Consider the following 24,552-nt stretch of genomic DNA (forward strand, 5'->3'; position numbering starts at 1 on the left):
GGACTACGCCGCGATCTCGCGCGCGTGGTCGCGGCGCTGCGCGCGGTACATCGCAAGCTCGTTCAGCACAACAAAATGCTCGGAGAAGGAAACGGCCATCTCCGCAGCCGCCTCACGCATCACTTGCTCAGCCGAAACCTCAGCCGGCGCTTCTTCGTCAAACGCTTCAGGAACGAGCGGCGGCGCCATGAACGTTTCTGGAAAGACACCGAATGAGCCCGCTACCTCCTCGAGCGGCTTTTGCTTGTCGGCCCAGTGCAGGGCGGTGTAGTCGAAGCCGTGCACGATGGTGGGTTTGACGACCTCGAAATAGGGCGAGATGTCGAAGTCGCGGGGCATGTAGAGCGAGGAATCGCGGATGTGCAGGATCTCGCGGCGCGCGGCGCGGCTGCCGGCCTTGGTGATCTTCGGCAGGATCGGATAGCGCACGGCGTCGAAGGCCTGCGCGATCAGCGCCGAGCAGATGATCTTGGTCGGATCGCCCGACCCGATCGCGATCATGCGCCGCCGCCAGCGCTGCGGAATCGGCAGCGGAAACAGGAAGCGCATCAAATCGATGATGTTCTTGGTGTCGTAACCGAAGCCGATGCGGTTGATCGCATAGCGGCAGACCGTGGTGCGGTCCTCGTAGGACAGTCCGACCGGCCGGCAGACGCGGGTGTGATAGGGGAAATATTTCGACAGCGGCGCCGAGGTGACGCCCTCGCCGATATTGGCCTCGATCAGCACATGCGGCTCGCCGTCGGGCTCCATGGCGCCTTCGACCGGGCCGACATAGAGCGCGCCGTGCGACCAGGTCGACTGCGTCAGATATTTGATGATGCCGGAGATGCGGTTGTTGCCCTCGACCAGCAGCACGTCGCCGGGCTCGATCACGCCGCGCAGGTGCTCCGGGTCGCTCGGCGTGAACGGCTCATAGCCCGGCACCTCCTTCGAGAGGTACGCGGCAATCAGCTTGCCGACTGAGTCCAGGACCGTCCCCATTTCAAACTCCCCACGGCCTTCTCCGGCCGTCTTTTTGTCATCTCTATCATGGTCGAAACGTGTTGCAATTCGGTTCATCGTTCTGTGAGATCAAGCACGATTGATTCACCATGATGGTTGCCGTGCAACACCAGATGCAGCAAGGTTCGCGGGCTGTTCCCGTTCGCCGCAAGTTCCCGGAAACCATGCCATGACAATCACCCGCCGTGGTTTCCTGTCGGCGTCCGCAGCTCTTGCCGCGATGCCGGTCCTGGGCGTGACCGCCGCGACCTTGCCGCGCGAGGCCGACATCATCGTGATCGGCGCGGGCGCGGCCGGAATTGCCGCGGCGCGGCGCGTCATGGCGGCCAATCGCAAGGTCGTGGTGGTCGAAGCAGCCTCGCAAGTCGGCGGCCGTTGCATCACCGACAATACCACCTTCGACGTGCCGTTCGACCGCGGCGCGCGCTGGATGCACAATCCCGACACCAACCCGATGATCCGGCTGGGCCGCGGCGTCGGCCTCGACGTGCTGCCGGCGCCATCGGGTCAGAAAATGCGCATCGGTCGCCGCAACGCGCGCGCGGGCGAGACCGAGGAATTTCTGGCGGCGCTGGTCCGCGCCAACCGCGCCATCGACGAAGCCTCGCGCGGCAAGCTCGATACCTCCTGCGCGTCGGTGCTGCCCAAGGATCTCGGCGACTGGGCCGGCGCGGCCGAATTCATGCTGGGCGCGGGCTTTGCCGGCAAGGACTTGAAGGAGCTGTCGGCGATCGACAAGGCGCGGGCGCAGGACCGCAACGCCGCGATCGCCTGCCGCCAGGGGCTGGGCACGCTGATCACCCGGCTCGGCGGGCAGGCGCCGGTCGCGCTGTCGACGCCGGCGAGCCGCGTCGTCTGGAGCAATCGCGACGTCAGCGTGGAGACGCCGTCCGGCAAGATCTCCGCCCGCGCCGCCATCATCACGGTCTCGACCAACGTGCTGATTTCGGGCGCGATCAAGTTCGGCCCCGATATTCCCAAGCGGACACTCGATGCTGCGTCGAAGCTCACCCTCGGCAGCTATGATCACATCGTGCTGCAGCTGCCGGGCAATCCGCTCGGCCTGTCGCGCGACGACATTCTCATCGAGCAGAGCAACTCGACGCGCACGGCGCTGATGTTCGCCAACATCGGCGGCTCCTCGCTGTGTTCGATCGATATCGGCGGCTCGTTCGGCCGCGACCTCTCCGAGCAGGGCGAAAAGGCGATGACGGCCTTCGCCAGGGAATGGATCACGAAGCTGTTCGGCAGCGAGGCCGCGGCCGCCGTGCAGAAAACCAGCGCGACGCGCTGGAACGCCTCGCCCTACGTGATGGGCGCGATGTCGGCGGCTTCACCGGGCGGCCAGTTCTCGCGAAAGATATTGAGCGAACCGATCGGCAACCTGTTTCTCGCCGGCGAAGCCACGCACGAGACGCTGTGGGGCACGGTCGACGGCGCCTGGGAAAGCGGCGAACGCGCCGCCGACGCGGCCTTGCGCAAGATCGGCGCGCTCAAGGACGAGCCGGCCGATACCCCGACTCAGTCGACCAAGCGCCGCAGGGCACCGCGGCAGCACGGCAACTAAGCCGCAACACTGTCGTCCCGGGGCGCGCGTAGCGCGAGCCCGGGACCCATATCCCCAGGGAGAAGTTTGACGAAGGTTCGGAGTGATCAGATCGACCCATACCACTCCCTGTGGTTATGGATCCCCGCCCCCGTGCGCAATTGCGCACTAGGCGGGGACGACTCGTGGACGGAGTTAGCGCAAGATCCCGTCCAGCACCGGTAGCCCGGTGATCACCGCCATCGCGATCAGCGCATAGCAAATCCTGCGAAAGACCGTCTCGCTGGCGCGGCCGAACAGCGAGGCGCCAAACGCGACGCCGATCGCATAGACCGGCCCGACGATGAGCGAGAGCAGCAGCGATTCGCGGCTGATCAGGCCCGTCGTCGCGTAGCTGACCATCGAGAAGAAGTCCGAGGCGCCGAAGAACAGCACGATGTTGGCGCGCGCGACGATCGGCGCGATCGGACGGCCGAGCCAGTAGCCGACGATCGGCGGGCCGCCGGTCTGTGCCAGCCCGCTGCAGAAGCCCGACAGGCCGCCGATGCCGACCGAGAGCCATGCGTGGTCCTTGCCGCGATAGCGCCAGCCCGACAGCAGCAGAAGCAGGAGCGCGGCGACGAAGCCGGAGATGATCCAGCGCGTGGTCACGGGCTCGAGCACGCTGAGGAAATAGGTGCCGACGGGCACGCCGATCAGTGCGCCGAGCACGATCACGGCGGTGGCCTTGCGGTCGGCCTTTCGCCACGCGTCGGGCAGCAGCGGCGCTGCCGCGACGAAGTCGATGACGAGCAGAAGCGCGGCGACGAGCCGCGGCGCCGCGATGCTGCTAGCCAGCGGCATGAAGATCAGCGCCGAGCCGAAGCCCGAGAAGCCGCGCGCGGTGCCCGAAACCAAAGCGACGGCGCAGAGCGCCATCGCAATGGTGAAGCTGACGTCCTTTGGGAGAAGGTCAGTAAATGTCATCCCCGCAGAGTGCCGCCGGTCTTCTTCGTCACTTCCGCGACGATCTTCGCCGCCACGGCCTCGATCTCCTGGTCGGTCAAGGTCTTCTCGCGCGGCTGGATCGTCACCGCGATCGCGATCGACTTCTTGCCGTCATCGATACCCTTGCCCTCGTAGACGTCGAAGACGTTCACGGCGGTGATCAGCTTTTTGTCGACGCCCTGCGCGGCACGAACGATATCGCCGCCCTTCACGCCGCGGTCGACGATGAACGCAAAGTCGCGCGACACCGGCTGGAAGGCCGACAGCTCGATCACAGGCTTGGCGCGGGTCGGCTTCTTCTTGGCCTCGGGAACGCGGTCGAGAATCACCTCGAACACCATCAGCGGGCCGTCGGCACCGAGCGCCTCGAGCGCGCGCGGATGCATCTCGCCGAAATGGCCGAGCACGTTCTGCGGTCCGATCTGGATCGTGCCGGAGCGTCCGGGGTGCAGCCAGGCGGGTCCGCCGGCCACGATCTGCAAGGCCTGCATCGGCGCCCCGGCGGCGGCCAGCACCGCCAGCGCATCGGCCTTGGCGTCGAACACGTCGGCCTGCGCCGAGCCCGACCAGTGGCGGCCGAGACCTTCCGAGGAGGCAAAGCCGCGGCGGACGCCGCTTGCCGCCATGAATTGATCCTGCGGACGATCGCCCTTGAACACCTGGCCGACTTCGAACAGCGCGACATCGCCAAAGCCGCGATCGGCATTGGCCTGCGCCGCCGCGATCAGGCCCGCGAGAAGGGTCGGGCGCATGTCGGACAGATCGGATGCGATCGGGTTGGCCACTTCCAGCTCGCGCTGGCCGCCGCCGAACAATTCTGCCGCGGGCTTGGTGATGAAGGACCAGGTGACGGCTTCGATGATGCCGCGGCTCGCAAGCGCGCGCCTGGCGCGGCGGGTGCGGAGCTGGAGCGGCGTCAGCACGGGCTTTCGTGCATCGGCGCCGCGCTCGAACGGCGTCATTGGCACCTTGTCGACGCCGTAGATACGAATAACCTCCTCGACGATGTCGGCCTTGCCGTGCACGTCGGTGCGCCAGGACGGCACGGCGACCTTCACCACGGGGCCCGGGCCCGCCATCATGAAGCCGAGATGGCTGAGGATGCGCTTCATCTCCGGCTGCGGCACCTCGATGCCGGAGAGACGCTTCACCTCGGTGACCGGAAAATCGATCACGCGGTCGTCGCCAAAGGCCTTGCCGACCACGACGTTCTCGGACGGCGTGCCGCCGCACATCTCCATCACCAGCTTGGTCGCGAGCTCGAGCCCGGGGACCATGAAGGCCGGATCGACGCCGCGTTCGAAGCGATAGCGAGCGTCCGAGTTGATACCGAGCTTGCGGCCGGTCTGGGCGATGTTGATCTCGTTCCACAGCGCCGATTCGATCAGCACGTCGGCGGTGTCTTCGTCGCAGCCCGAGGCCTCGCCGCCCATGATGCCGGCGAGCGATTCGACGCCATGCTCATCCGCGATCACACAGATCGCGGGATCGAGATTGTAGGTGCGGCCGTCGAGCGCGAGCAGCGTCTCGCCGTCGCGGGCGCGGCGCACGACGAGGTTGCCCTTGACCTTCTTCGCGTCGAACACATGAAGCGGACGCGCGCGGTCGTAGGTCAGGAAGTTGGTGATGTCGACAAGGGCGTTGATCGGACGCAGCCCGATCGCGGTCAGCCGCTTCTGCAGCCATTCCGGCGACGGGCCGTTCTTGACGCCGCGCACCAGGCGCAGCGCGAAGCCCGGGCACAGCGCTGCATCCTCGACCGTGACCTTCACCGGGCACGGGAATTCGCCCTTGATCGGCTTGATGGTCGGGTCCTTGAACTTGCCCATGTCGGCTGCGGCGAGATCGCGCGCGATGCCGTGCACGCCGGTGCAGTCCTGCCGGTTCGGCGTCAGGTTGATCTCGACCACGGGATCACCGAGCGCGGCCCATTCGGCATAGCCGGCACCAACAGGCGCATCCGCGGGCAATTCCATGATGCCGTCATGGTCGTTGGAGATCTGCAGCTCGGCGGCCGAGCACAGCATGCCGCGGCTCTCGACGCCGCGAATGGTGCCGATTCCAAGCGTGATGTCCTTGCCGGGAATGTAGGTGCCGGGCGGCGAGAATACGCTGACGAGCCCGGCGCGGGCGTTCGGCGCACCGCACACCACCTGCACCGGCGCAGCGCCGTTACCGGTATCAACCATGCAGACGCGCAGCCGATCCGCATTCGGATGCTGCTCGGCCGAGATCACCTTCGCAATGGTGAAAGGCTTCAGCGCCTTCGCCTTGTCCTCGATGTTCTCGACCTCGAGCCCGATCATGGTGAGCTTGTCGGCGAGCTTTTCCAGTGGCTCGTCGGTGTCGAGATGGTCTTTCAGCCAGGAGAGGGTGAATTTCATGGCTGCGTGCCTCGGCTCTTAGCGGTGGTGACTGAGTTGCTTGGGTCGGTGTTGGTGTTCCCTCCCCCCTTGTGGGGGAGGGGCAGGGAGGGGGGTGAGCCGCGGGCGCCGGCAGAAGCTGCCTGGCGGATCGCCTCAACAACCCCCTCAAGATTCGTCATCACCTGTTCATTGGTGAAGCGCAGAACCTGAAAACCCTCAGCGGCAAAGAACGCGTCGCGACGTTGATCTGCTCTCTGACGTTCTTCGAAATCGTGAGATTCCCCATCGAGCTCGATGATGATCTTCGATGAGAAGCAGACGAAGTCCGCGATGTAGTTTCCAATCGGCGTCTGACGTCGGATGCCGACACCATCCATGCGATTAGCCTTCAGATAACGCCACAGCAGTGTCTCAGCGCGCGTCATCGCCCGGCGAAGTTGTTTCGCCCGGCTGCGCTGACGTTCGCTCACAACTGCGTGCGGCATCCGCGGCTACCCCCCTCCCTGACCCTCCCCCACAAGGGGGGAGGGAACGGAGAGAGCTTTCGTGGACTCATATCTAAGAGCGAGCATCACGAGCTCAGCCCTCCGGCAAGCGTTGGCACTTCGAGCGGCTTGAAGCCGTAGTGGGATAGCCAGCGGACGTCGCTGTCGAACAGCTGGCGCAGATCGGCGACGCCATATTTCAGCATGGCGATGCGGTCGATGCCCATGCCCCAGGCAAAACCCTGGTACTCATCGGGATCGATGCCGCAGGCGCGCAGCACGTTCGGGTGCACCATGCCGCAGCCGAGAATCTCGAGCCAGTCCTCACCCTCGCCGAAGCGGATCTCGCCCTTGTCGCGGCGGCACTGGATGTCGACTTCCAGCGACGGCTCCGTGAACGGGAAGAACGAGGGACGGAAGCGCATGTTGATGTTGTCGACCTCGAAGAACGCCTTGCAGAACTCGTGCAAAATCCATTTGAGGTGGCCGAGATGCGAGTGCTTGTCGATGACGAGGCCTTCGACCTGGTGGAATTGCGGCGTATGGGTCGCGTCCGAATCGATGCGGTAGGTGCGGCCCGGGCAGATCACGCGGATCGGCGGCTTCTGGCTCAGCATGGTGCGCACCTGCACCGGCGAGGTGTGGGTCCGCAGCAGCATGCGCGAGCCGTCTTCCTTGGGATGGAAGAAGAAGGTGTCGTGCATCTCGCGCGCGGGATGGCCTTCCGGGAAGTTCAGCTTGGTGAAATTGTAGTCGTCGGTCTCGATGTCGGGGCCTTCGGCGACCGAGAATCCCATGTCGGCGAAGATCGTCGTCAGCTCGTCCCAGACCTGGCTCAGCGGATGGATGCGGCCAGCATCAGTCGGTGCGTCGCGCAGCGGCAGGGTTACGTCGACGGTCTCCGCCGCAAGCCGTGCGTCGAGCGCCGCCGACTTCAGCACGTCGCGCTTCGCCGCGAGCGCCTGGGTGACCTCGTCCTTGGCCTGGTTGATCGCGGCGCCTTGCGTCTTGCGCTCCTCAGGCGACATCTTGCCGAGCGTCGCGAGAAGAGCGGAGATCGAGCCCTTCTTGCCGAGCGAGGCAACGCGGACGGCTTCGAGGGTTGCTTCGTCGCCGGCGGCGGTGATCTGTGCGAGGATGGATTGGACGAGGCTGGCGAGGTCGGACACGGTCGGATCCTTTCAAAAGGCTGCCGGTTGTGGCCGCAGCCGGGCCGGAACGTCAAGCCGAATAGCCAGCGTAAATGCAGGGCATCTTCTTGACGCGTTTTCTTGACGCGAACCGGTGCCCACTTCGCTTGAAAACGCTATGCATTTGAACGGTATAGGCATGGCCACCACCAACCTGACGAAGGAGCGGAGGATGCGTTTACGATCCTGCCTGGCTGGCATGGCCCTGGTTATCATGGCAAGCGTGGCTCACGCCGCCGAGGAATGTCCGGCCAAATCCAATGTAATGGACGACATCAAATCGGCCCTCAACGCGGCGCCGGGCTGCGACCGCGCCATGAAGCTGTTCGAGGCCTGCTCATACGGCGCCAGTGGCGACGTTCAGTTCGGGGAGGTCGTCGAGAAGAAGTGCGAGGCGGACTTTCTCGGCCAGCTGAAAACGCCGCAGAAGCTCAGCTATCAGCGCGAGTTACGGGTCTGCGACCGGAAATACCGGAATAAGTCCGGCACCATGTATATTTCGGCAACAGCCTTCTGCCGGGCGGAGGTCGCCCAGCGTTACTCGCGACGCGCGCTGAAGACCGGCCGAGCCGGCCGTTAGCACGCAAGCTTGGTTCAGGCGGCCAGCGCGGCCTTGGCCTTCTCGGCGATCGCCTGGAACGACGCAGGCTCGTTGATCGCGAGATCCGACAGCACCTTGCGGTCCACGGTGATGCCCGACTTGGCGAGGCCGTCGATAAATCGGCTGTAGGTCAGGCCGAACGGACGGACGGCGGCGTTGAGGCGCTGGATCCAGAGCGCGCGGAACGTCCGCTTCTTGCGCTTGCGATCGCGGAAGGCGTACTGCTGGGCCTTCTCTACGGCCGGCTTGGCGGCGCGGATGGTGTTCTTGCGGCGGCCGTAGAAGCCCTTGGCGGCCTTGTAGACTTTCTTGTGCTTGGCGTGGGCGGTCACACCGCGTTTGACGCGAGACATGACAAAATCCTTCAGAGATGACTTGGTTTTTCGGATCGCCGCGCAAAACGCGGCGCTGATGGCAATGATCTTGGACGCGATCAGGCGTTCGGCAAGAAGTACTTCTTGACGTTGTCGCCGTCGGTCTTGAACAGCACGGCGGTGCCGCGGAGCTGACGGATCTGCTTCTTCGTCCGCTTGATCATGCCGTGACGCTTGCCGCGATGGGCGAACATCACTTTGCCGGTGGCAGTCACCTTGAAGCGCTTTTTGGCGCCCGATTTGGTCTTCAGCTTGGGCATTTGGCTCTCCTAATGGCCAACGAAATCCGCCCGCGAAGGCGGCTTGGCCGTCAAAAATGCTCGTTAGAGCGTTGATTGTGCTCAGGTTTCTACGAACAAGCGCGAAACCCGCACGAAACACCGCCACGGCAGCCCTTAATCAGCCGGGCGATGAAGGCCGGGCTTATGACAGAGAACGGGCGAATTGGCAACGATGAACCGGTGAAATCTGGCGACCGACTATTCGGAATTGTTACCATCATTGTCCAAGTCGCGTCGCTTGAAGCAGGACCAAAATGGCTCATTTCCCGCAGTTGATTTCGTCTTTCGTCGCTCTTGCCCGCCCGCGCCGCCTGGCGCTGCTTGCCGTGGTTGCGGCCGCGTTGCTGCCCTCGACTGCCGATGCCCGTGTCGGCGGCTATGACGGCATCTGGAATGTCACTTTCGCCACCACTCGGGGCAATTGCAGCTCCGGCTACAGCGTCCCGTTCACGGTGACCGGCAGCCGGGTATCGTCTGCCGGTGGCGGCCGGGTTTCCGGCACGGTCCGACGCGGCGGCGCCGTCGCGGTTCAGGTCTCGGTCGGGGCGTCCCACGCCAGCGGCGGCGGCCGGCTCGCCGGTGTGGCCGGCGCCGGCTCCTGGAACGGCATCATTTCCGGCGACCGCTGCAGCGGCACCTGGCAGGCGACGCGGACCTGACAACAAAACGGCCCGCCGGAGAGCCGGACGGGCCGTTGAATTCTCTGCCTTAAAGCGCCTGCGTCAGCGCGGCGCCAGCACCATGACGACCTGGCGGCCTTCGAACCGCGCGTCCTGCTCGACCTTCGCGAGCTCGGCAACGTCGGTCTTGATCTTGTCGAGCAGCTTGGTGCCGATCTCCTGGTGCGCCATTTCGCGGCCGCGATAGCGCAGCGTGATCTTGACCTTGTCGCCCTCTTCGAAGAAGCGCTGCATCGCGCGCATCTTAACTTCGTAATCGTGGTCGTCGATCATCGGGCGGAGCTTGATCTCCTTGATTTCGACGATCTTCTGCCGCTTGCGGGCTTCGGCGGCTTTTTTCTGGGCGGAATACTTATACTTCCCGTAGTCCATGATCTTGCAGACGGGAGGGCTGACGTTCGGCGAGATCTCGACCAGATCCATGCCGGCTTCCTGGGCCATACGGATGGCCATGACTGTCTCGACCGTGCCTTTGTTGTCACCGGTCTGATCGATCAGCTGGATCTGCGCATTGCGAATATCATCATTGATGCGCGGCCCGTCTTTGCTGGCAACGGGCGGGGCTTTATTGGGACGGCGAATGGGTGGTTCTCCAAAGTTGTGAAAGAGGCGGCTACTGTGCAGGAAGATAGGTTTGCCGGCAAGCAATTCGCTCGGGCGGGAGGCGAAATAGCCTCAAATGCGAGGCATTTCGGTCACGCCCATCGGCACGCTGACGGACATAGACACCTTGCTTCTGTTCCGCAAGCGTCCCAAAGGGCCAATCCCGGGCCGCGCCGCGGAACACGCCCGGACAGCTCAAACTGCACAGCCGGAGTAAACGTTCCATGACCGATGCCATTTCCGACGCCGTGCTCGACTTCATCGATTTGGGCGAGGGCCCGTCCGCGCGCAGGATCGCGGTGCGCAGCCGTCCCGGAATGGGCCCCGGGCTGGTCTGGCTGGGCGGATTCAAGTCGGACATGCTGGGCGGCAAGGCCGTGGCACTGGACGGCTGGGCCAAAGACCATGGCCGCGCCGTGGTCCGGTTTGACTATTCCGGCCACGGCGAATCCAGCGGTGATTTCGCTGACGGAACCATCGGACGCTGGCTTGAGGACAGCGTCGCGGTGGTCGAGCGATTCTGCGACGGCCCGCAAATCCTGATCGGCTCCTCCATGGGCGGCTGGATGGCGCTGCTGCTCGCCCGCGAGATCAGGAAGCGGACCAGCAAAGCATCGCTGGCTGGGCTCGTGCTGATCGCGCCCGCGCCCGACTTCACGGAAGAGCTGATGTGGAAGAATTTCTCGCCCGAGGTGAAGAAGGAGATCGAGACCAAGGGTTTCTGGCTGCGGCCGTCGGACTATGGCGACGGCTCGCCCTATCCGATCACGCGAAACCTGATCGAGGAGGGGCGCAACCATCTCGTGCTCGGCAGCGCGATCGATCTCGGTTGTCCCGTCCGCATCCTGCAGGGCGCGCAGGACCCTGATGTGCCCTGGCAGCACGCCTTCGCGCTGACCCATCGTCTGCCCGCCGACGATGTCGTGCTGACCATGATCCAGGACGGCGATCACCGCCTGTCGCGCCCGCAGGACATCGCGCGCATTCTTGCCGCGGTGGCCGAGATCGGGTGAAGTGTCGTGCTCACTGTCATTGCACGCGAAGGCGGGCAATCCAGTATTCCAGAGACGGCCGTTGTTTGACCGAGAGGCCGCGGCGTACTGGATGCCCGCCTTCGCGGGCATGACGAAGAGATTGGGAGAAACGCCGATGACCACCACCGCCATGCTGCGCGCCTTCTGCGATGCGGTTGAACAGCGTAACGGCAAAGCGTTTGCTGAGCTGTTCACCGAAGACGGTGTCTATCACGACGTCTTCTACGGTGCCTTCGAAGGCCGGACAAAGATCGCGGCGATGGTCGATGACTGGTTCTATCGCACGGCGACCGATTTTCGCTGGGACATGCATGATCCGGTGTCGGACGGCGCCACGCTCTATGCGCGCTACACCTTCAGCTACAAATCAACCTTGCCGGAAGCGAACGGGGCGCGGGCGATGTTCGAGGGCGTCGCGATCATGACGCTGAAGGACGGCAAGATCGTTGGCTATCACGAGGTCGCCAACACCGCGCCGGCGTTCGTCGATTTGAAGTTCGCGCCTGAAAGAATCGCCAAGATCGTCGGCAAGCAGGGCGCGGAGCTGAAGGCACGGTCGGAGATGAAGCGGCATCTGGTGTAGGTCTCTCCTCGTCATTCCGGGGCGCGCCACTTGGCGCGAGCCCGGAATCCATCGCGAGTCAGAGCCAGAGGCAGAATGGATTCCGGGCTCGTGCTTCGCACGCCCCGGAATGACGGCAGCAATCTACGGCGGCGGCGTTGGCTTCGCCATCGGCTTGCGCTGCGCCAGCGCTGCGACCGTGGCGGTGCCGATCGGACCCTGCTCGTCATAGAGCCAGCATTCGCCGATCGCCACGCCGTCGGTGGCCTGGTGGTTGACCACGTCGAAGCCGATCCAGTTCGTCACCGGCAGCCGGTGCAGATAGATCGTGACGTCGCTGTTGATGTAGCCGAGCCCCTTGTCGCCGGCATTCGCAAACGGGCTGGCGAAATCGGCGCCGACGGCGACATGCACGAACGGCGTCATCGGCACGCCCGCCACCAGCTCGCGCACCTCGCTCATCCACAGCCGCCGCGGACCGAGCGAGCCCATATGGCCGATGATCGGCCGCGTCGTCCATTTGCCGTTCATGCCAAGCCTCGGATCGGTCGGCTTCGGAATGTCGGCCGGTTTTGGTACGTCCCAGTTCGGCGGCGACCAGACATTGCCGTCGGGATTCTGCGTTCGGCGCAGCAGCTGGCAGGACGCGCGCGCCATGCTGACGCCGCCCGAGACGAACTCCGCCTCAACCACGCGGATTCGTAGTCCGTCGCGGACCAGCCGCGTCGTCACTTGAATCGGCTTGTCGATGGTCGGCAGCCGAAACATGTCGACGGTGAGCCGCGCCGGCACGAATTCAGGCCCGGAATGGCGCTCCTCGATGGCAAAGCCGAGCAGGCCGATGATGACGCGTCCGTGCAGCGAGTTCGGATCCCACGGGCCGTTTGCGACTTCCGTCGGGTGGAATGTATCGCCGTCGCGGGTGAAGAAAGGCATGTTTGTCATGACGCGCGACCTTGAAGGATCGTGCGGGGAAATCAAGAGTGGGAAACGGCCCGCCACTCCTCACGAACGCTCTCGTCTGGCTCGCTTGCGATAGCATTCGCCCTGGACTGAACGAAGTCACATGGCGACATCAGCTGCCCCAGTGCCCACACCGCGGCCCCGCGCACCAGCGGGCTCGCATCATCGAGCAATCGTCGCGCCTCCTCCGCCAGCGCCACCTCTCCGGAGTTGCCGATCGCGATCAGCACGTTGCGCAAAAAGCGATCGCGGCCGATGCGCTTGACCGGCGACTTCGTGAACAGCGCGCGAAATGCGGAATCGTCGAGCCGCGCGAGTTCGGCAAGACCGGGCGCCCGCAATTCATCGCGCGCGGCGAGCTTTGCCTCGCGTCCCTGCTGCGCGAACTTGTTCCACGGACACGCCGCAAGACAATCGTCGCAGCCATAGATGCGGTTGCCGATGGCTCTGCGAAACTCGCGCGGGATCGGTCCCTTGTTCTCGATGGTGAGATACGAGATGCAGCGCCGCGCGTCGAGCTTGTAAGGCGCCGTAAACGCCGACGTCGGGCAGATCTCGAGGCAGGCCTGGCACGAGCCGCAATGATCGATCTCGGCATCGTCGCGTGGCAGCTCCAGCGTGGTGTAGATCGCACCGAGAAACAGCCACGAGCCGAATTCGCGCGAGACCAGATTGGTGTGCTTGCCCTGCCAGCCGAGACCGGCGGTCTGCGCCAGCGGCTTCTCCATCACCGCCGCGGTGTCGACGAACACCTTCACCTCGCAGGGCTCCAGCTCACAAGACGCGGTCGCGACCAGCCAGCGCGCCAGCGCCTTCAGGCGCTTCTTGATGAGGTCGTGATAGTCGTCGCCTTGCGCATAGACCGAGATCGCCGCGCGCGTGCGTTCCTTCAGGATTGCGAGCGGATCGGAGTCGGGACCGTAATTCACGCCGAGCATGATGACGCTGCGCACGTCGGCCCACAGCCCGCGCGGATCGACGCGGCGCTCCGGCTGCGCGGCTAGCCAGTCCATGTCGCCATGGCCGCCCGAGGCGATGAAATCGAGAAAATGCTGTCCCGCGTTCTCGATCGTCCCCGGCACCGTGATGCCGATGCAGTCGAAGCCGAGCGCGCGCGCCTCGTGCGCAAGCGCCGTCTTCAGTTCAGCCGGATCGGAGTTCAGAAATCCAGGTCCACGTAGGTCCGCGACGCCGGCACGCCCGCAAGCCATTCGCTCAGCAGCGGACGGAACGACGGGCGGGATTTCACCCGCGCGTACCACGCCTTTGCCGCGTCGTCCTCGCTCCATGGCACGTCGCCCAGATAGTCGATCGCCGAGAGATGCGCCGCGGCGGCGAGATCCGCGTAAGTCAGCCGGTCGCCGGCGAGGAAATTACGCGTCTGCGCCAACCAGCCGATATAGGCCAGATGATAGCGCACATTTGCCTTGGCCGCGCGCATCACGTCGGCCGAGGGCGCGCCGCCGCCGCTGTCCTCGCTCATGAAGCGCTTGTAGATGCGCTCGGTGACGAGTGGATGAGACACTTCCTCGAAGAATTTTTCGTTGAACCAGGCCATCAGCCGGCGCACCTCGACGCGCTCGGCGACGCTGTCTGGCATCAGGCGCTTGGGCCCCACCTCGTGACCATAGGCCTCGTCGACATATTCGGCGATGATGGCCGCGCCCGGGATCGGCGGCTGCTCCTCGTCCACCAGGACCGGTGTCGTCCCCGCTGCATTGAGCAGCAGGAAGGCCTCGCGCCGTTCCCAGCTGCGTTCCTCGACGAGGCGCAACTCGAGTCCGTATTCCCCCGCGATCAGGCGGATGAAGCGCGAATGCGGACAGAACGGATGATGATACAGCGTAAACATGAAGCCTTTGACTATGTGATGGTGCTTAAGAATCCATCAATGTTTGTGCGGCGCCACACTAGTCCTTCAAAACCGCGAAGCAAGGGCGGGATGCCGCATTTTGCGATTGCAGCATTGGGGGGAATAGGCGAGAAGAACCCCGCTTTTCCAGCGGAAATGGACCGTAAATATGTCAGACGCAATACGGGCAGTGATCCTCGGCATCATCGAGGGGGTGACCGAGTTCCTTCCCGTTTCCTCGACCGGCCACCTGCTGCTTGCGGAGCGTTTCTTCCACCTCGGCGAAGGCGCGTTCTGGGATTCGTTTACGGTTCTGATCCAGCTCGGCGCGATCCTTGCGATCGTCGTGCTGTACTTTAAGAAATTGTGGGACGTCGCGATCGGCATGTTCACCGGCGATGCCGATGCGCGCCGCTTCGTGATCGGCGTGCTGGTCGCATTCCTGCCCGCGGTCATCGTCGGCCTCGTCGCCGGCAAGTACATCAAGAGCCTGCTGTTCAATCCGTGGGTCGTGTGTTTCTCGCTGATCGTCGGCGGCGCCATCCTGTTGTGGGTCGACCGGCTCGATCTCAAGGCGCGCGAGCATGACGCCACCCGCTTTCCGCTGCTGATGTATCTCTATATCGGCATTGCGCAGTGCGTCGCGATGATCCCGGGCGTTTCGCGCTCCGGCGCCAGCATCGTCGCAGCGATGTTCCTGGGGGCCGACAAGCGCGCGGCGGCGGAGTTCTCGTTCTTCCTCGCCATTCCAACCATGATCGGCGCGTTCGCCTACGACTTCTACAAGAACCGCTCCGAGATGACGATGGACCACATGGGCGTCGTCGCGATCGGCTTCGTTGTGTCGTTCATCACCGCAATCATCGTGGTGAAGACGTTCCTGTCCTACGTCACCCGCCACGGCTTCGTGGTGTTCGCCTGGTGGCGCGTCATCGTCGGCACCCTCGGCCTGATCGCGCTGGCGCTTGGACGTTAAGCTTCAGGGCCGGGCTACGCTTTTCTACCAAGCCTTCAACACAATATAAGCTTTTGACCGGTAGGCAGTTTCCAACGCAAGGCGCGCGCCCTGCACAGGAGCTGAACCATGACCCTCGTCAGCGGCTGGGGACGTTTCCCGGTCGTCGATAGTGAACTCCTGCGGCCGCGGTCGTTCGAGGCCGTGGGCGAAGCCGTGGTGACCGGCTCGGTGGCGAGGGGCAACGGCCGCGCCTATGGCGATGCCGCGATCGGCGCCGTCAGAACCGTCGCGATGACCGGCTTCGATCGGATCAGGTGGTTCGATCCCGCGACCGGGCGTATTCGCCTCGAGGCCGGCGTGCTGCTGTCGGATTTGATCGACACGTTTGGTCCGCGCGGCTTTCTGCCCTTTGTCGTTCCCGGAACGCGCTTTGTGTCCGTCGGCGGCGCGATTGCCGCTGACGTCCACGGCAAGAACCATCATTGCGAGGGCGGCTTCGGCCGCTACGTCGACAGCATCCTGCTGCGCACCGGGCACGGCGAGACCATCGAGGCCTCGCGCGAACAGAATTCCGAGGCTTTCTTCGCGACCGTCGGCGGCATGGGCCTCACCGGAATCATTCTCGAAGCGACGATGCGGCTGCGCACCGTCGAGACCGGCTGGATCCGCGAGCGGGTCATCTCCGCATCCGATCTCGACGCCGCCATGCGCGCGCTCGACGCCGGCGATGCTGCGACCTATTCGGTGGCTTGGATCGATTGCGCCGCGAAAGGGCGCGATCTCGGACGCTCGCTGGTCTATCTCGGCGAGCACGCGGGGACGGGTGAGCTTGCCGAAGGCGCCGCTGCATTTCCCGCCGGCAAGAATCCCGCGCTCGCCGTGCCCGTCGACCTGCCGTCGATCACGCTGAACCGCTATAGCATCCGCGCCTTCAACGAACTCTACTACCGCATGGGTACGCGGCGCGCCGGCGGCAGCCATGTGGTCTCGCTCTACCCCTATTTCTTCCCGCTCGACGCTATCGCCGACTGGAATCGCATCTATGGACGTCGCGGTTTCCTTCAGCATCAATGCGTGATTCCGCAAGCTGGTGCGCGCGCCGTGCTTGGCGAGATCCTGGGCCGCGTCGCACAGCGCGGCGATGCCTCCTTCCTCGCGGTGCTCAAGAAGCTCGGCCAGGGCGACGGCGTCCTGTCGTTTCCGCTGCCCGGCTACACGCTGGCGCTGGATTTTCCGGCGAAGGGCGACATCATGAATTTCCTCGACGAGATCGACCGCCTCGTCGTCGCCGCCGGCGGAAGGCTCTATCTCGCCAAGGACGCGCGCCAGTCGCGCGCGACGTTCGAGGCCGGCTATCCGGCCCTGCAACGCTTCAACGCGATTCGCAGATCGCTCGATCCCGCCGGAAACATTCGCTCGAAACTTTCACAACGCCTGTTCGATGAGGTTTAAGCCGTGACATCACGCAAGACCGCAATTGTGCTCGGTGGTTCCTCCGATATCGGCCGCGCCGCCGCGCGCGCCTTTGCCAAGGCCGGATACGATGTCGCCCTCGCCGGCCGCGATGTCGCCGCGCTGGAGCCCGACGCCGCGGACCTGCGCGCGCGTTACGATGTCGTTGTTGGTCTCTACAAGTTCGATGTGCTCGACACCGCCTCGTTCGAGGGGTTCGTGAACGGGCTTCCGGCGTTGCCTGACGTCGTCATCTCGATCGTCGGCTTGCTGGGTGTGCAGGAGAACGCCGAGAGCGATCTGGCCCACGCCACCACCATCATGCGTTCGAACTACGAAGGCCCGTCGCTGATCCTGGGCCTGTTCACCGAAAAATTCCTGGCGCGCGGTACAGGCACGATCGTCGGCGTGTCGTCGGTTGCCGGCGATCGCGGCCGCGCCTCGAACTATGTCTATGGCTCGGCGAAAGCAGGCTTCTCCGCGTTTCTCTCAGGACTGCGCGCGCGCGCGAGCCGCGGCGGCGTTCACGTCGTCACGGTGAAGCCGGGCTTCGTCCGCACCAGGATGACCGAGGGCATGAAGCTGATCGGCCCGCTCACCGTGGATGCGCCTGTCGTGGGCGACGCGATCCTCAGCGCCGTCGAGAACAAGACCGACGTCGTCTACGTCAGTGGCAAATGGCGCCTCGTGATGCTGATCATCAAGACGCTGCCGGAAGCGGTGTTCAAGAAGCTGAAGTTTTGACGTCTTGCGGCTCTCACCACAGTCTCGTCATGCCCGGCACAAGCCCGGCCACGACGGCGTAGACGAGTTACGCGCTCTTGCGCTGGAACTGGCCCTGCGGGCGGAAGCGCCAGAGATATTGCGGGGCGACCGCTTCGAGCGAATCGGCCGTGATGCCGAGTCCTTCCAGCGTCAGGCCGGCGGCCTTCGCCGCATCCGACACGACATTGTCACGCGCAAGCAGCGTGACCTGGTCCGGCGTCAGCTTCAGCATGCCCGGCGCGAATTGCAGGAAATTGGCCTGGAAACGGGCGAGGCCGAACGGCAGCGGCACCAGCATCGGCTTGCGATCGGCGATCTCGAGGATGGCCTCGATGATCTCGCGCATGGTCAGCACTTCCGGTCCACCGAGCTCGTAGGTGGCGCCCGCCTTGGCCTTGCCGTCGACGGCATCCGCGATCGCGGTGGCGACGTCGCCGACATAGACCGGCTGCATCCTGGTGTCGCCGCCGATCAGCGGCATCACCGGCGACATCCGGGCCAGCGCGGCGAAGCGGTTGGTGAACTGGTCCTCGGGGCCGAATACGACCGAGGGACGGAAGATCGTGGCCGACGGCACTGCCGCCATCACCGCCTGCTCGCCGGCCGCCTTGGCGCGCGCGTAGGCCGAGGGCGATTCCGCATCGGCGCCGATCGCCGAGACATGCACCATCCGGGCGCCAACGGCCGCGGCCGCCTTGGCGACGGTTTCGGCGCCCTTGGCCTGGACGGCGTCGAAGGTCTGCGCGCCACCCTCGGCGAGGATGCCCACCAGATTGATCACGACATCCGAATCACGCAGCGCCGCCTCGACCGAGGCCGGATAGCGCAAATTGGCCTGCACGACGTGGACCTGCCCGACCTTGCCCGAGGGCTGGAGATATCCGGCCAATTCCGGCCGCCGCACTGCAACACGGACCCGGTAATCCCGCCGGCACAGCGCGCGGACGACATTCCGGCCCAAAAACCCCGATCCGCCGAAAACCGTGACGAGAGTTTCCGAATTCGATGCCATGGGATCTGATCCTGGGTCCATTCCTGGGGAAGAGCGCGTGTTATCAGGCTTGTATCGGGCCGGTTTGCGATGCGCAATCCGCATCCCTACTCATGATTTGACAACCGCGTCACCGAACCTTAGTAACCGCCTCCGTGCCCCAAACGGCATGCCCAGGTGGTGGAATTGGTAGACGCGCTGGCTTCAGGTGCCAGTGGCTTAACGGCCGTGAAGGTTCGAGTCCTTTCCTGGGCACCATCTTTTTTCCTTGGATCGCCCTTGAGGCCAAATCCGAGCTTTGGTGGGCACTTGCCTGCGCCTGTCGCAGACTGGGCAGCAATCTGGTCCGCAGCAATGGGACGAAATGGGCCCAGAATCGCCGGATCCCGCTCCTTATCAGCCTGTCGCAGCCATCACGATATTTGTCTCGACGAGTTCGTGAAGATTATGATTTCGTGAGCCAAAGGCCAAGGGGTTCGGGATCATGGCAACGCTTGATATCACTCGCTTGACGCCCAAGGAACGGCTCGACCTCATCGGTGAGCTCTGGGACAGTCTCTCCGCTGTCGACGTCCGGTTAACCCCGGCGCACGAGGCCGAACTCGAGCGTCGGCTTGCGACCTTTGACGTGGACAGCCGCGAAGCAATCCCTTGGGAAGAGATCGACGCCGAGCTTGACCGCCGGTAGCGCTAGGTGGCCAAGATTCTTTTTACGCAGGCGGCTCGGGCCGACCTCGTCGATGCCGTGCGTTGGTACGACGCCCACGCCCCGCATGTCGTGCCGCAATTTCGTGACGCCTTGCGCGCAGCGCTGGCCCGAATCTCGGAGAATCCCAAGCAGTTTACGCCGGTCCTCAAAAACACACGCCGTGCGTTGCTACGCCGCTTCCCCTATATTCTGGTGTTTCGTGAGATGGACGACGCCGTCTACATCGTCGCGGTTTTTCACACAAGTCGCGATCCCCTGATTTGGCAGCGCCGTCCGTAGCTCATTGTGGTCGAGCATGCGTCGATCAGGCGGGGCTTCCGGGCTATCCCCGCACTGCCACCGTAGAGGCACTCGAATGGCCTTATCGGCCCGCCCCTCACAGCACCCGCTTCCCCGCCCGCTCCGCCACGGCCTTCTGCACGAAATACATCGCGACCAGCGAGACGATCGCCGATGCGACGACGACGTAGCCGATCCGGTCGAAATGGATCAGCGACCCGTCCGGCGCCTGCGCGATGATCGCTCCGGCGAGCACCGAGCCGAGCCCGCCGGAGAGCTGCTGCAGCGACGCGCTGACCGCGCTGAACGAGCCGCGCTGGCTGGGGTCGGGGATCGCCGACATCAGGGCCTGCGACGGGATCATGCGCGAGAAGATGCCGACGAACATCAGCACGTTGACGAGGATCGCGGTCGCGAGCGAGACGTGGCCGAGATGGGTGTAGATCAGCACCATGATGACAGACACCACGCTGCCGAACACGAAGGTCGGGTATTTGCCGAACGTGTCGCTCGCCTTGCCGACCAGCGGCCCGGTGACGATGCTGAACAGGCCGGAGACGAGATAGATCGTCGGCAGATGCAGGATGTCGATGCCGAGATTGTGCACGGTGAAGGCGCTGGAGAAGGGCATCAGCATGTAGCCGCCCGTCGCCAGCAAGGTCGTCACGGCGAAGGCCAGCGTGTAGCGGGGCTGTCCGACCGTCGCGATCAGATGGTGGAACGGGTTCTTGTCCTGCTTCAGCTTCAGATGCGCGTCGACCGGCTCCATCGCGAAGGCGATGATTGCGATCGTGACGATCGACAGGCCGACGATCGCAATGAAGCAGGCATGCCAGTTCCAGTGATTGGCGAGAAACAGCCCGGCCGGAATGCCGAGCACCTGGCTCGCGGCAAACGCGGTCTGCACGAAGCCCATCACGCGGCCGCGCAGATGCAACGGAAACAAATCGGTGACGATCGCGAGCACGACCGAGCCGATCACGCCGCCGAACAATCCGGTCACGATCCTGCCGAGCAGCAGCACGTGGTAAGTCTGCGCGGCGGCGCAGAGCATGGTTCCGAGCGTGAAGCCGACATAGAAGAACAGCAGCAGGCGCTTGCGATCGAAGCGATCGGCAAAGCCGGCGGCCAGGATGCCCGATAGCCCGGCGCTGAACGCATAGGCCGACACCGCGACGCCGAATTGCCCGGCGGTGATGTCGAGCGAGGGCATCAGGATGGCGCCGAGCGGCGACATGATGATGAAATCGAGAATGATGGTGAACTGTGCGAACGCGAGCAGCGCGACGAGGAGCACCTGGTAGCGTGAAAAACCGCGCTGGCGGTCCGGTTGATCGTCGATCGGCGCAGAAAGCGTCTGTTCGGTCATGGGTCTCGATTCATGGCGATCGGGGGGGAGAAACTGGCAGATGGGGGTCGAACGCGACGCTTTCCACCGGGCGCAGGCATAAACCCCTCGGGAACATGAAGCTCGCGCCGGGTTGTGGGATCCGTGCAACAGACGGGCGGTCCCCGACCGCCCGGTTTCTCCCCGGAAAGAGTGCGCGGACTGAGAAGCCGGGGCAGCCGACCGCCCCCCATGAACATGGGAGGACCGAGTGCCGCGCGGGCCTTGGTAAGCCCTGAGACTTCCCCAAACAGCAGCTCGCATGCTTTGAGTGTCGCGGGAGCGTCAATTACGTTGACGTCGTGGCGGGTCGGGGCTGGAAGCGACTGGGGTCTTCATTCTTCCTGCGCCTTCTTGCCGGTCGCAAGCTTGGAAGACGGGTTGGGAGGATGAACATGACGATTTCATTGCGAGCGCGAGTCACCGCTTCCCTCGCAACGGCGCTGGTTGCTGTCATCGTAGCTTGCTCAGCTGCGCCGAAAGCCCAGGCTCAGTTCCTGTGCGTGGATGGTGCCGCGTCCGATCAAGGCGCTACGGCCGCCGGATCAGGGAGCAATTTCGCCTGCGGGCCCTCCGCTTCCGCTGGCGGCACGGGCAGCAACAACTCCGCGATCGGGAGCGGCTCCAACGCTAGCGGAAATGCCAGCAGCAATACCGCCGTCGGCCCCGCCAACGCCAGCGGCGATAGCAGCTCCAATATTGCGACGGGAAACAATGCCAACGCCAGCGGCAATAACAGTTCCAATGGCGCGACCGGGACGGGAGCCGTCGCCAGCGGTGAAGGCAGCAAGAACATGGCGTCCGGAAACAACGCGCAAGCCAGCGGTGACAACAGCAACAATATCGCGGCCGGCGCCGGAGCCAACGCCAGCGGCAACTACAGCGGCAATCTTGCGTCCGGGTTGAACGCCCTGGCCAATGGAGACGGCAGCAGGAACGTTGCGACAGGGCGCAGTTCCAACGCCTCCGGTAACAACAGCAGAAATCTTGCGAACGGGTTTAGCGCCAAGGCCTACGGCGACGCCAGCGCCAACACCGCGACGGGGAACAACGCCAACGCCTACGGCAACGGCAGCGCCAACATCGCGTCCGGCGGCAACTCAAACGCGACCGGCGACTCCAGCTCGAACATCGCGTACGGCTTGAACACCAACGCGAGCGGATCCGGAAGCTATAACGTCGCCACCGGCAACGCCGCCGTCGCATTGGGCGCCAACAGCTCCAACGCGGCGACCGGCTATGTATCCAATGCCAGTGGCGCCAATTCGAGGAATATTGCGAACGGTACGCTATCTAATGCCAGCGGCACCGGCAGCTTCAACATTGCGGTCGGCAACGGCGCCAACGCGAGCGGAAACGGTGTCGCGAACACCGCAGTGGGCAACGGCTCCAACGCCACCGGCGCGAATTCCTCGGCCTTCGGCAATGGCGCCTCCGCGACCTTCGCGAACTCCGCCGCGATCGGCAATGGCGCGACCGCGACGCGCGCGAACCAGCAGGTGTACGGAACCGCGGCCAATACCTACACGATGTCCGGCGTCGCCTCGGCCGCGAGCACGGCCGCGCAGTCCGGACCGGTGCAGCTCGTCACCACGGACGCGGCCGGCAATCTCGCGGCCACCTCGCTCGGCGCGCTCGGGTTCGCGAGCCCTGCGGATGTCGCGGGCATCAACAGCCAGCTCGCCGGCATCAATGCCCGCCTCAACGACCTCGACGGCCGGACCGGCAAGGCGATCAACGGTGTCGCGATGGCCTTTGCGATGTCCGGCTCGCCGTGGCTGATGCCGTCCGAAAAGATCGCGATGAGCATGAACTGGGGCACGTTTCAGAACACCAATGCGCTCTCCATGAGCGCGGCGCTCCGCGTCAGTGAGAACGTGCAGGCCAGCGGCGGCCTGACCTATGGCACCAACGGCGGCGGATTGGGTGGCCGCGTCGGAATGCGCGTCGGCTGGTGAAGGCGGGCGCGGCCAGGCGCCCCCCTCCGTCGGCATTTTCGCCGGCCCTGCGATGGTTTTCCACCCCGGGCCTGCGCTGCTCCCCACCCCCCGGTTAAGCCGCCCTTAGCGAATGCCCATTAGGCTCGCGGCCGTCCATTTCCCTGCTCCCCGGCCTTGGAGCCGGTCAGTTTGCGGCAAGTCAGAGCGTTTTCGGATGGAGCAACCTGCCCGGCAGTACGATTCTGGCGCGTCCACGCCGTCGGCAAATGCGGCGGCCGCCCGGACGCTGGTCGTCGATCTCGAAGGCGGATTGCTGCGTTCCGAACTCGCCTATGAGGCGCTCTTCGCCGATGTCGGCCGCTCCTTTTCGGGCCTGCGTGCGCGGGGCATGGCGGCGTTCGGCGATGTGCTGGCGCAGGCCGAGATCGACTACGCGCATCTGCCGTATGACCCGACTGTGCTGAACCAGGCGCTCGCGGCGCGGGCGCGTGGCGAGAAGATCTACCTCGTCGCCGGCCGCTTTGCCCGGCATGCGACGGGCATCGCCGCGCATCTCGGCTTCGACGGCGTCGTCGCGCCGGCCGATCTCGCTGCAGGCGACAATCTGCCGTTCGATCGCGGCTCCATCGATCGCATCCAGAGCGGCGGCGGCAGCGTTGCGAACCTCAAGACCTGGGCCAAGGCGCTGCGGGTCTATCAATACGCCAAGAACACGCTGGTGTTCGTGCCTGTCATCACCGCGCATCAGCTGAATCTCGCGACGCTCGGCTACGCGCTGCTGGCGTTCCTGGCGTTCTCGGCCTGTGCGTCCGGCGCCTATCTGATGAACGATCTCCTGGATCTCGCCGCCGACAGGCAGCATCCGACCAAGCGCCATCGCGCGCTCGCGGCCGGCGATTTGCCGATCTCGTCGGCGCTCTGGGCGATCCCCGCGCTGTGGCTGTTCGCGGTCGCGGCCGGCCTCTGCATCTCGCCGCTGTTCCTTGGCGTGCTCGGCGCCTATCTCGCCACCACCATCGCCTATTCGCTCGTGCTCAAGCGCAAGATGCTGGTCGACGTCGTCACGCTGGCCGGCCTCTATACGCTGCGCATCATTGCCGGCGCGGTCGGCGTCGGCGTCGTGCTGTCGGAATGGCTGCTGATCTTCTCGCTGTTCGTGTTCACCTCGCTCGCCCTGATCAAGCGCTTCAGCGAGCTCAGCATGCGCGAGAGCGTGGGCCTCGCCGATCCCTCCAACCGCGACTACAGGATCACCGATTTGCACATCATCGGCGCGATGGCGGCGGCGAGCGCAATGAATGCGGTGACGGTGTTCTCGCTCTATGTCTCGTCGTCGGCGGTGACGCCGCTCTATAGCCGGCCCTGGATGCTGTGGCTGCTCAACCCGCTGCTGCTCTACTGGTTCGGCCGCGCCCTGATGATGGCGCATCGCCGCGAGATGCCCGACGACCCGATCCTGTACACCTTCCGCGACGGCGCCAGCCGGATCACGGTCGCCGCGATGATCTGCATCATGCTGGCGGCGATCTGACCGCGCCCGGC

General features: G+C 64.6%; 25 protein-coding genes and 1 tRNA gene. 13 read left to right on the forward strand and 13 right to left on the reverse strand.

Annotated elements, in window-relative coordinates; genetic code table 11:
• Positions 1–3 precede the first annotated feature (3 nt).
• Positions 4–984, reverse strand: a complete 981-nt coding sequence (locus tag WHZ77_RS00265) for a YiiX/YebB-like N1pC/P60 family cysteine hydrolase (protein WP_375311863.1) — start codon at positions 982–984, stop codon at positions 4–6.
• A gap of 190 nt (positions 985–1,174) precedes the next feature.
• Between WHZ77_RS00265 and WHZ77_RS00270 the strand changes: the two genes are divergently transcribed.
• Complete coding sequence (locus WHZ77_RS00270) at positions 1,175–2,572, forward strand: flavin monoamine oxidase family protein (RefSeq protein ID WP_375311864.1); 1,398 nt, start codon at positions 1,175–1,177, stop codon at positions 2,570–2,572.
• Between the two features lie 174 nt (positions 2,573–2,746).
• On the opposite strand, the gene WHZ77_RS00275 is transcribed toward WHZ77_RS00270, so the two are convergent.
• The 4 genes from WHZ77_RS00275 to pheS form a co-directional block, all read right to left on the reverse strand.
• Entirely contained in the window at positions 2,747–3,517 is a 771-nt protein-coding gene (locus WHZ77_RS00275) for a sulfite exporter TauE/SafE family protein (RefSeq protein WP_375311865.1), read from the reverse strand.
• Positions 3,514–5,922, reverse strand: a complete 2,409-nt coding sequence (pheT, locus tag WHZ77_RS00280; protein ID WP_375311866.1) for a phenylalanine--tRNA ligase subunit beta — start codon at positions 5,920–5,922, stop codon at positions 3,514–3,516. The genes WHZ77_RS00275 and pheT overlap by 4 nt, the downstream gene beginning before the upstream one ends.
• Positions 5,919–6,389 (reverse strand): endonuclease domain-containing protein, encoded by a 471-nt coding sequence (locus WHZ77_RS00285; RefSeq protein ID WP_375311867.1) that lies wholly within the window; start codon positions 6,387–6,389, stop codon positions 5,919–5,921. Before WHZ77_RS00285 ends, pheT begins: the two co-directional genes overlap by 4 nt.
• An 86-nt stretch (positions 6,390–6,475) precedes the next feature.
• A complete protein-coding gene (pheS, locus tag WHZ77_RS00290) occupies positions 6,476–7,558 on the reverse strand; it encodes a phenylalanine--tRNA ligase subunit alpha (RefSeq protein ID WP_375311868.1) in 1,083 nt (360 codons plus the stop codon).
• Positions 7,559–7,751: 193 nt separating this feature from the next.
• Between pheS and WHZ77_RS00295 the strand changes: the two genes are divergently transcribed.
• On the forward strand, positions 7,752–8,159 hold the full coding sequence (locus tag WHZ77_RS00295; RefSeq protein ID WP_375314870.1) for a hypothetical protein: 408 nt from the start codon (positions 7,752–7,754) through the stop codon (positions 8,157–8,159).
• 14 nt (positions 8,160–8,173) lie between these two features.
• Here the strand turns inward: WHZ77_RS00295 and rplT are convergent, their stop codons facing one another.
• A complete protein-coding gene (gene rplT, locus WHZ77_RS00300; protein ID WP_011083533.1) occupies positions 8,174–8,533 on the reverse strand; it encodes a 50S ribosomal protein L20 in 360 nt (119 codons plus the stop codon).
• Between the two features lie 80 nt (positions 8,534–8,613).
• Positions 8,614–8,814: a 50S ribosomal protein L35 gene (gene rpmI, locus WHZ77_RS00305; protein WP_008143958.1), complete on the reverse strand. Its 201-nt coding sequence runs from the start codon at positions 8,812–8,814 to the stop codon at positions 8,614–8,616.
• 275 nt (positions 8,815–9,089) lie between these two features.
• Here rpmI and WHZ77_RS00310 point away from each other — a divergent pair, with 275 nt between their 5' ends.
• Positions 9,090–9,494, forward strand: coding sequence for a hypothetical protein (locus WHZ77_RS00310; protein ID WP_375311869.1), 405 nt, complete (start codon positions 9,090–9,092; stop codon positions 9,492–9,494).
• A gap of 63 nt (positions 9,495–9,557) precedes the next feature.
• Here WHZ77_RS00310 and infC read toward each other — a convergent pair whose 3' ends face one another.
• Positions 9,558–10,097, reverse strand: coding sequence for a translation initiation factor IF-3 (infC, locus tag WHZ77_RS00315; RefSeq protein WP_143846126.1), 540 nt, complete (start codon positions 10,095–10,097; stop codon positions 9,558–9,560).
• A 245-nt stretch (positions 10,098–10,342) separates the two neighbouring features.
• On the opposite strand from infC, the gene WHZ77_RS00320 reads away from it, so the two are divergent.
• Positions 10,343–11,131: an alpha/beta hydrolase gene (locus tag WHZ77_RS00320; protein ID WP_375311870.1), complete on the forward strand. Its 789-nt coding sequence runs from the start codon at positions 10,343–10,345 to the stop codon at positions 11,129–11,131.
• A gap of 136 nt (positions 11,132–11,267) precedes the next feature.
• The gene (locus WHZ77_RS00325; protein ID WP_375311871.1) at positions 11,268–11,735 is read left to right on the forward strand and encodes a nuclear transport factor 2 family protein; all 468 of its coding nucleotides are present in this window, start codon (positions 11,268–11,270) and stop codon (positions 11,733–11,735) included.
• Between the two features lie 123 nt (positions 11,736–11,858).
• Here WHZ77_RS00325 and WHZ77_RS00330 read toward each other — a convergent pair whose 3' ends face one another.
• Genes WHZ77_RS00330 through WHZ77_RS00340 form a run of 3 tightly spaced genes read right to left on the reverse strand, consistent with a single transcriptional unit; the run spans position 11,859 to position 14,529 of the window.
• On the reverse strand, positions 11,859–12,659 hold the full coding sequence (locus tag WHZ77_RS00330) for an acyl-CoA thioesterase domain-containing protein (protein WP_375311872.1): 801 nt from the start codon (positions 12,657–12,659) through the stop codon (positions 11,859–11,861).
• Positions 12,660–12,691: 32 nt separating this feature from the next.
• Entirely contained in the window at positions 12,692–13,888 is a 1,197-nt protein-coding gene (gene queG, locus WHZ77_RS00335; RefSeq protein WP_375311873.1) for a tRNA epoxyqueuosine(34) reductase QueG, read from the reverse strand.
• Complete coding sequence (locus WHZ77_RS00340; protein ID WP_375311874.1) at positions 13,837–14,529, reverse strand: glutathione S-transferase family protein; 693 nt, start codon at positions 14,527–14,529, stop codon at positions 13,837–13,839. Before WHZ77_RS00340 ends, queG begins: the two co-directional genes overlap by 52 nt.
• 169 nt (positions 14,530–14,698) lie before the next feature.
• Between WHZ77_RS00340 and WHZ77_RS00345 the strand changes: the two genes are divergently transcribed.
• From WHZ77_RS00345 to WHZ77_RS00355, 3 genes are all read left to right on the forward strand, one after another.
• Positions 14,699–15,505, forward strand: coding sequence for an undecaprenyl-diphosphate phosphatase (locus tag WHZ77_RS00345; RefSeq protein WP_375311875.1), 807 nt, complete (start codon positions 14,699–14,701; stop codon positions 15,503–15,505).
• A gap of 108 nt (positions 15,506–15,613) precedes the next feature.
• A complete protein-coding gene (locus tag WHZ77_RS00350) occupies positions 15,614–16,939 on the forward strand; it encodes an FAD-binding protein (RefSeq protein ID WP_375311876.1) in 1,326 nt (441 codons plus the stop codon).
• A 3-nt stretch (positions 16,940–16,942) separates the two neighbouring features.
• On the forward strand, positions 16,943–17,683 hold the full coding sequence (locus WHZ77_RS00355) for an SDR family oxidoreductase (protein ID WP_375311877.1): 741 nt from the start codon (positions 16,943–16,945) through the stop codon (positions 17,681–17,683).
• Between the two features lie 67 nt (positions 17,684–17,750).
• Here the strand turns inward: WHZ77_RS00355 and WHZ77_RS00360 are convergent, their stop codons facing one another.
• Complete coding sequence (locus tag WHZ77_RS00360; protein ID WP_375311878.1) at positions 17,751–18,716, reverse strand: complex I NDUFA9 subunit family protein; 966 nt, start codon at positions 18,714–18,716, stop codon at positions 17,751–17,753.
• A gap of 150 nt (positions 18,717–18,866) precedes the next feature.
• On the opposite strand from WHZ77_RS00360, the gene WHZ77_RS00365 reads away from it, so the two are divergent.
• The 3 genes from WHZ77_RS00365 (at position 18,867) to WHZ77_RS00375 (ending at position 19,683) form a co-directional block, all read left to right on the forward strand.
• Positions 18,867–18,953 (forward strand) — tRNA-Leu (locus WHZ77_RS00365).
• A 226-nt stretch (positions 18,954–19,179) separates the two neighbouring features.
• Positions 19,180–19,383, forward strand: coding sequence for an addiction module protein (locus tag WHZ77_RS00370; RefSeq protein ID WP_375311879.1), 204 nt, complete (start codon positions 19,180–19,182; stop codon positions 19,381–19,383).
• Positions 19,384–19,389: 6 nt separating this feature from the next.
• Positions 19,390–19,683 (forward strand): type II toxin-antitoxin system RelE/ParE family toxin, encoded by a 294-nt coding sequence (locus tag WHZ77_RS00375; protein ID WP_375311880.1) that lies wholly within the window; start codon positions 19,390–19,392, stop codon positions 19,681–19,683.
• Positions 19,684–19,780: 97 nt separating this feature from the next.
• Here the strand turns inward: WHZ77_RS00375 and WHZ77_RS00380 are convergent, their stop codons facing one another.
• The gene (locus tag WHZ77_RS00380) at positions 19,781–21,052 is read right to left on the reverse strand and encodes an MFS transporter (protein WP_375311881.1); all 1,272 of its coding nucleotides are present in this window, start codon (positions 21,050–21,052) and stop codon (positions 19,781–19,783) included.
• Positions 21,053–21,372: 320 nt separating this feature from the next.
• On the opposite strand from WHZ77_RS00380, the gene WHZ77_RS00385 reads away from it, so the two are divergent.
• Positions 21,373–23,028, forward strand: coding sequence for a hypothetical protein (locus WHZ77_RS00385; RefSeq protein WP_375311882.1), 1,656 nt, complete (start codon positions 21,373–21,375; stop codon positions 23,026–23,028).
• Positions 23,029–23,224: 196 nt separating this feature from the next.
• Complete coding sequence (locus WHZ77_RS00390; RefSeq protein WP_375311883.1) at positions 23,225–24,541, forward strand: UbiA family prenyltransferase; 1,317 nt, start codon at positions 23,225–23,227, stop codon at positions 24,539–24,541.
• The last annotated feature ends 11 nt before the right edge of the window (positions 24,542–24,552 follow it).

Origin of the sequence: Bradyrhizobium sp. A5, assembly GCF_042076515.1 — a bacterium.
GTDB lineage: Bacteria > Pseudomonadota > Alphaproteobacteria > Rhizobiales > Xanthobacteraceae > Bradyrhizobium > Bradyrhizobium cosmicum.

Coding starts and splice junctions, on each gene's coding strand:
- rplT (WP_011083533.1), bottom strand. CDS start 8,533: ATGTCTCGCGTCAAACGCGGTGTGACCGCCCACGCCAAGCACAAGAAA.
- WHZ77_RS00275 (WP_375311865.1), bottom strand. CDS start 3,517: ATGACATTTACTGACCTTCTCCCAAAGGACGTCAGCTTCACCATTGCG.
- WHZ77_RS00265 (WP_375311863.1), bottom strand. CDS start 984: ATGGGGACGGTCCTGGACTCAGTCGGCAAGCTGATTGCCGCGTACCTC.
- WHZ77_RS00370 (WP_375311879.1), top strand. CDS start 19,180: ATGGCAACGCTTGATATCACTCGCTTGACGCCCAAGGAACGGCTCGAC.
- WHZ77_RS00295 (WP_375314870.1), top strand. CDS start 7,752: ATGCGTTTACGATCCTGCCTGGCTGGCATGGCCCTGGTTATCATGGCA.
- WHZ77_RS00390 (WP_375311883.1), top strand. CDS start 23,225: ATGGAGCAACCTGCCCGGCAGTACGATTCTGGCGCGTCCACGCCGTCG.
- WHZ77_RS00345 (WP_375311875.1), top strand. CDS start 14,699: ATGTCAGACGCAATACGGGCAGTGATCCTCGGCATCATCGAGGGGGTG.
- WHZ77_RS00285 (WP_375311867.1), bottom strand. CDS start 6,389: ATGCCGCACGCAGTTGTGAGCGAACGTCAGCGCAGCCGGGCGAAACAA.
- WHZ77_RS00340 (WP_375311874.1), bottom strand. CDS start 14,529: ATGTTTACGCTGTATCATCATCCGTTCTGTCCGCATTCGCGCTTCATC.
- queG (WP_375311873.1), bottom strand. CDS start 13,888: ATGGCTTGCGGGCGTGCCGGCGTCGCGGACCTACGTGGACCTGGATTT.
- rpmI (WP_008143958.1), bottom strand. CDS start 8,814: ATGCCCAAGCTGAAGACCAAATCGGGCGCCAAAAAGCGCTTCAAGGTG.
- WHZ77_RS00350 (WP_375311876.1), top strand. CDS start 15,614: ATGACCCTCGTCAGCGGCTGGGGACGTTTCCCGGTCGTCGATAGTGAA.
- WHZ77_RS00270 (WP_375311864.1), top strand. CDS start 1,175: ATGACAATCACCCGCCGTGGTTTCCTGTCGGCGTCCGCAGCTCTTGCC.
- WHZ77_RS00330 (WP_375311872.1), bottom strand. CDS start 12,659: ATGACAAACATGCCTTTCTTCACCCGCGACGGCGATACATTCCACCCG.
- WHZ77_RS00380 (WP_375311881.1), bottom strand. CDS start 21,052: ATGACCGAACAGACGCTTTCTGCGCCGATCGACGATCAACCGGACCGC.
- WHZ77_RS00310 (WP_375311869.1), top strand. CDS start 9,090: ATGGCTCATTTCCCGCAGTTGATTTCGTCTTTCGTCGCTCTTGCCCGC.
- WHZ77_RS00325 (WP_375311871.1), top strand. CDS start 11,268: ATGACCACCACCGCCATGCTGCGCGCCTTCTGCGATGCGGTTGAACAG.
- WHZ77_RS00320 (WP_375311870.1), top strand. CDS start 10,343: ATGACCGATGCCATTTCCGACGCCGTGCTCGACTTCATCGATTTGGGC.
- WHZ77_RS00360 (WP_375311878.1), bottom strand. CDS start 18,716: ATGGCATCGAATTCGGAAACTCTCGTCACGGTTTTCGGCGGATCGGGG.
- pheT (WP_375311866.1), bottom strand. CDS start 5,922: ATGAAATTCACCCTCTCCTGGCTGAAAGACCATCTCGACACCGACGAG.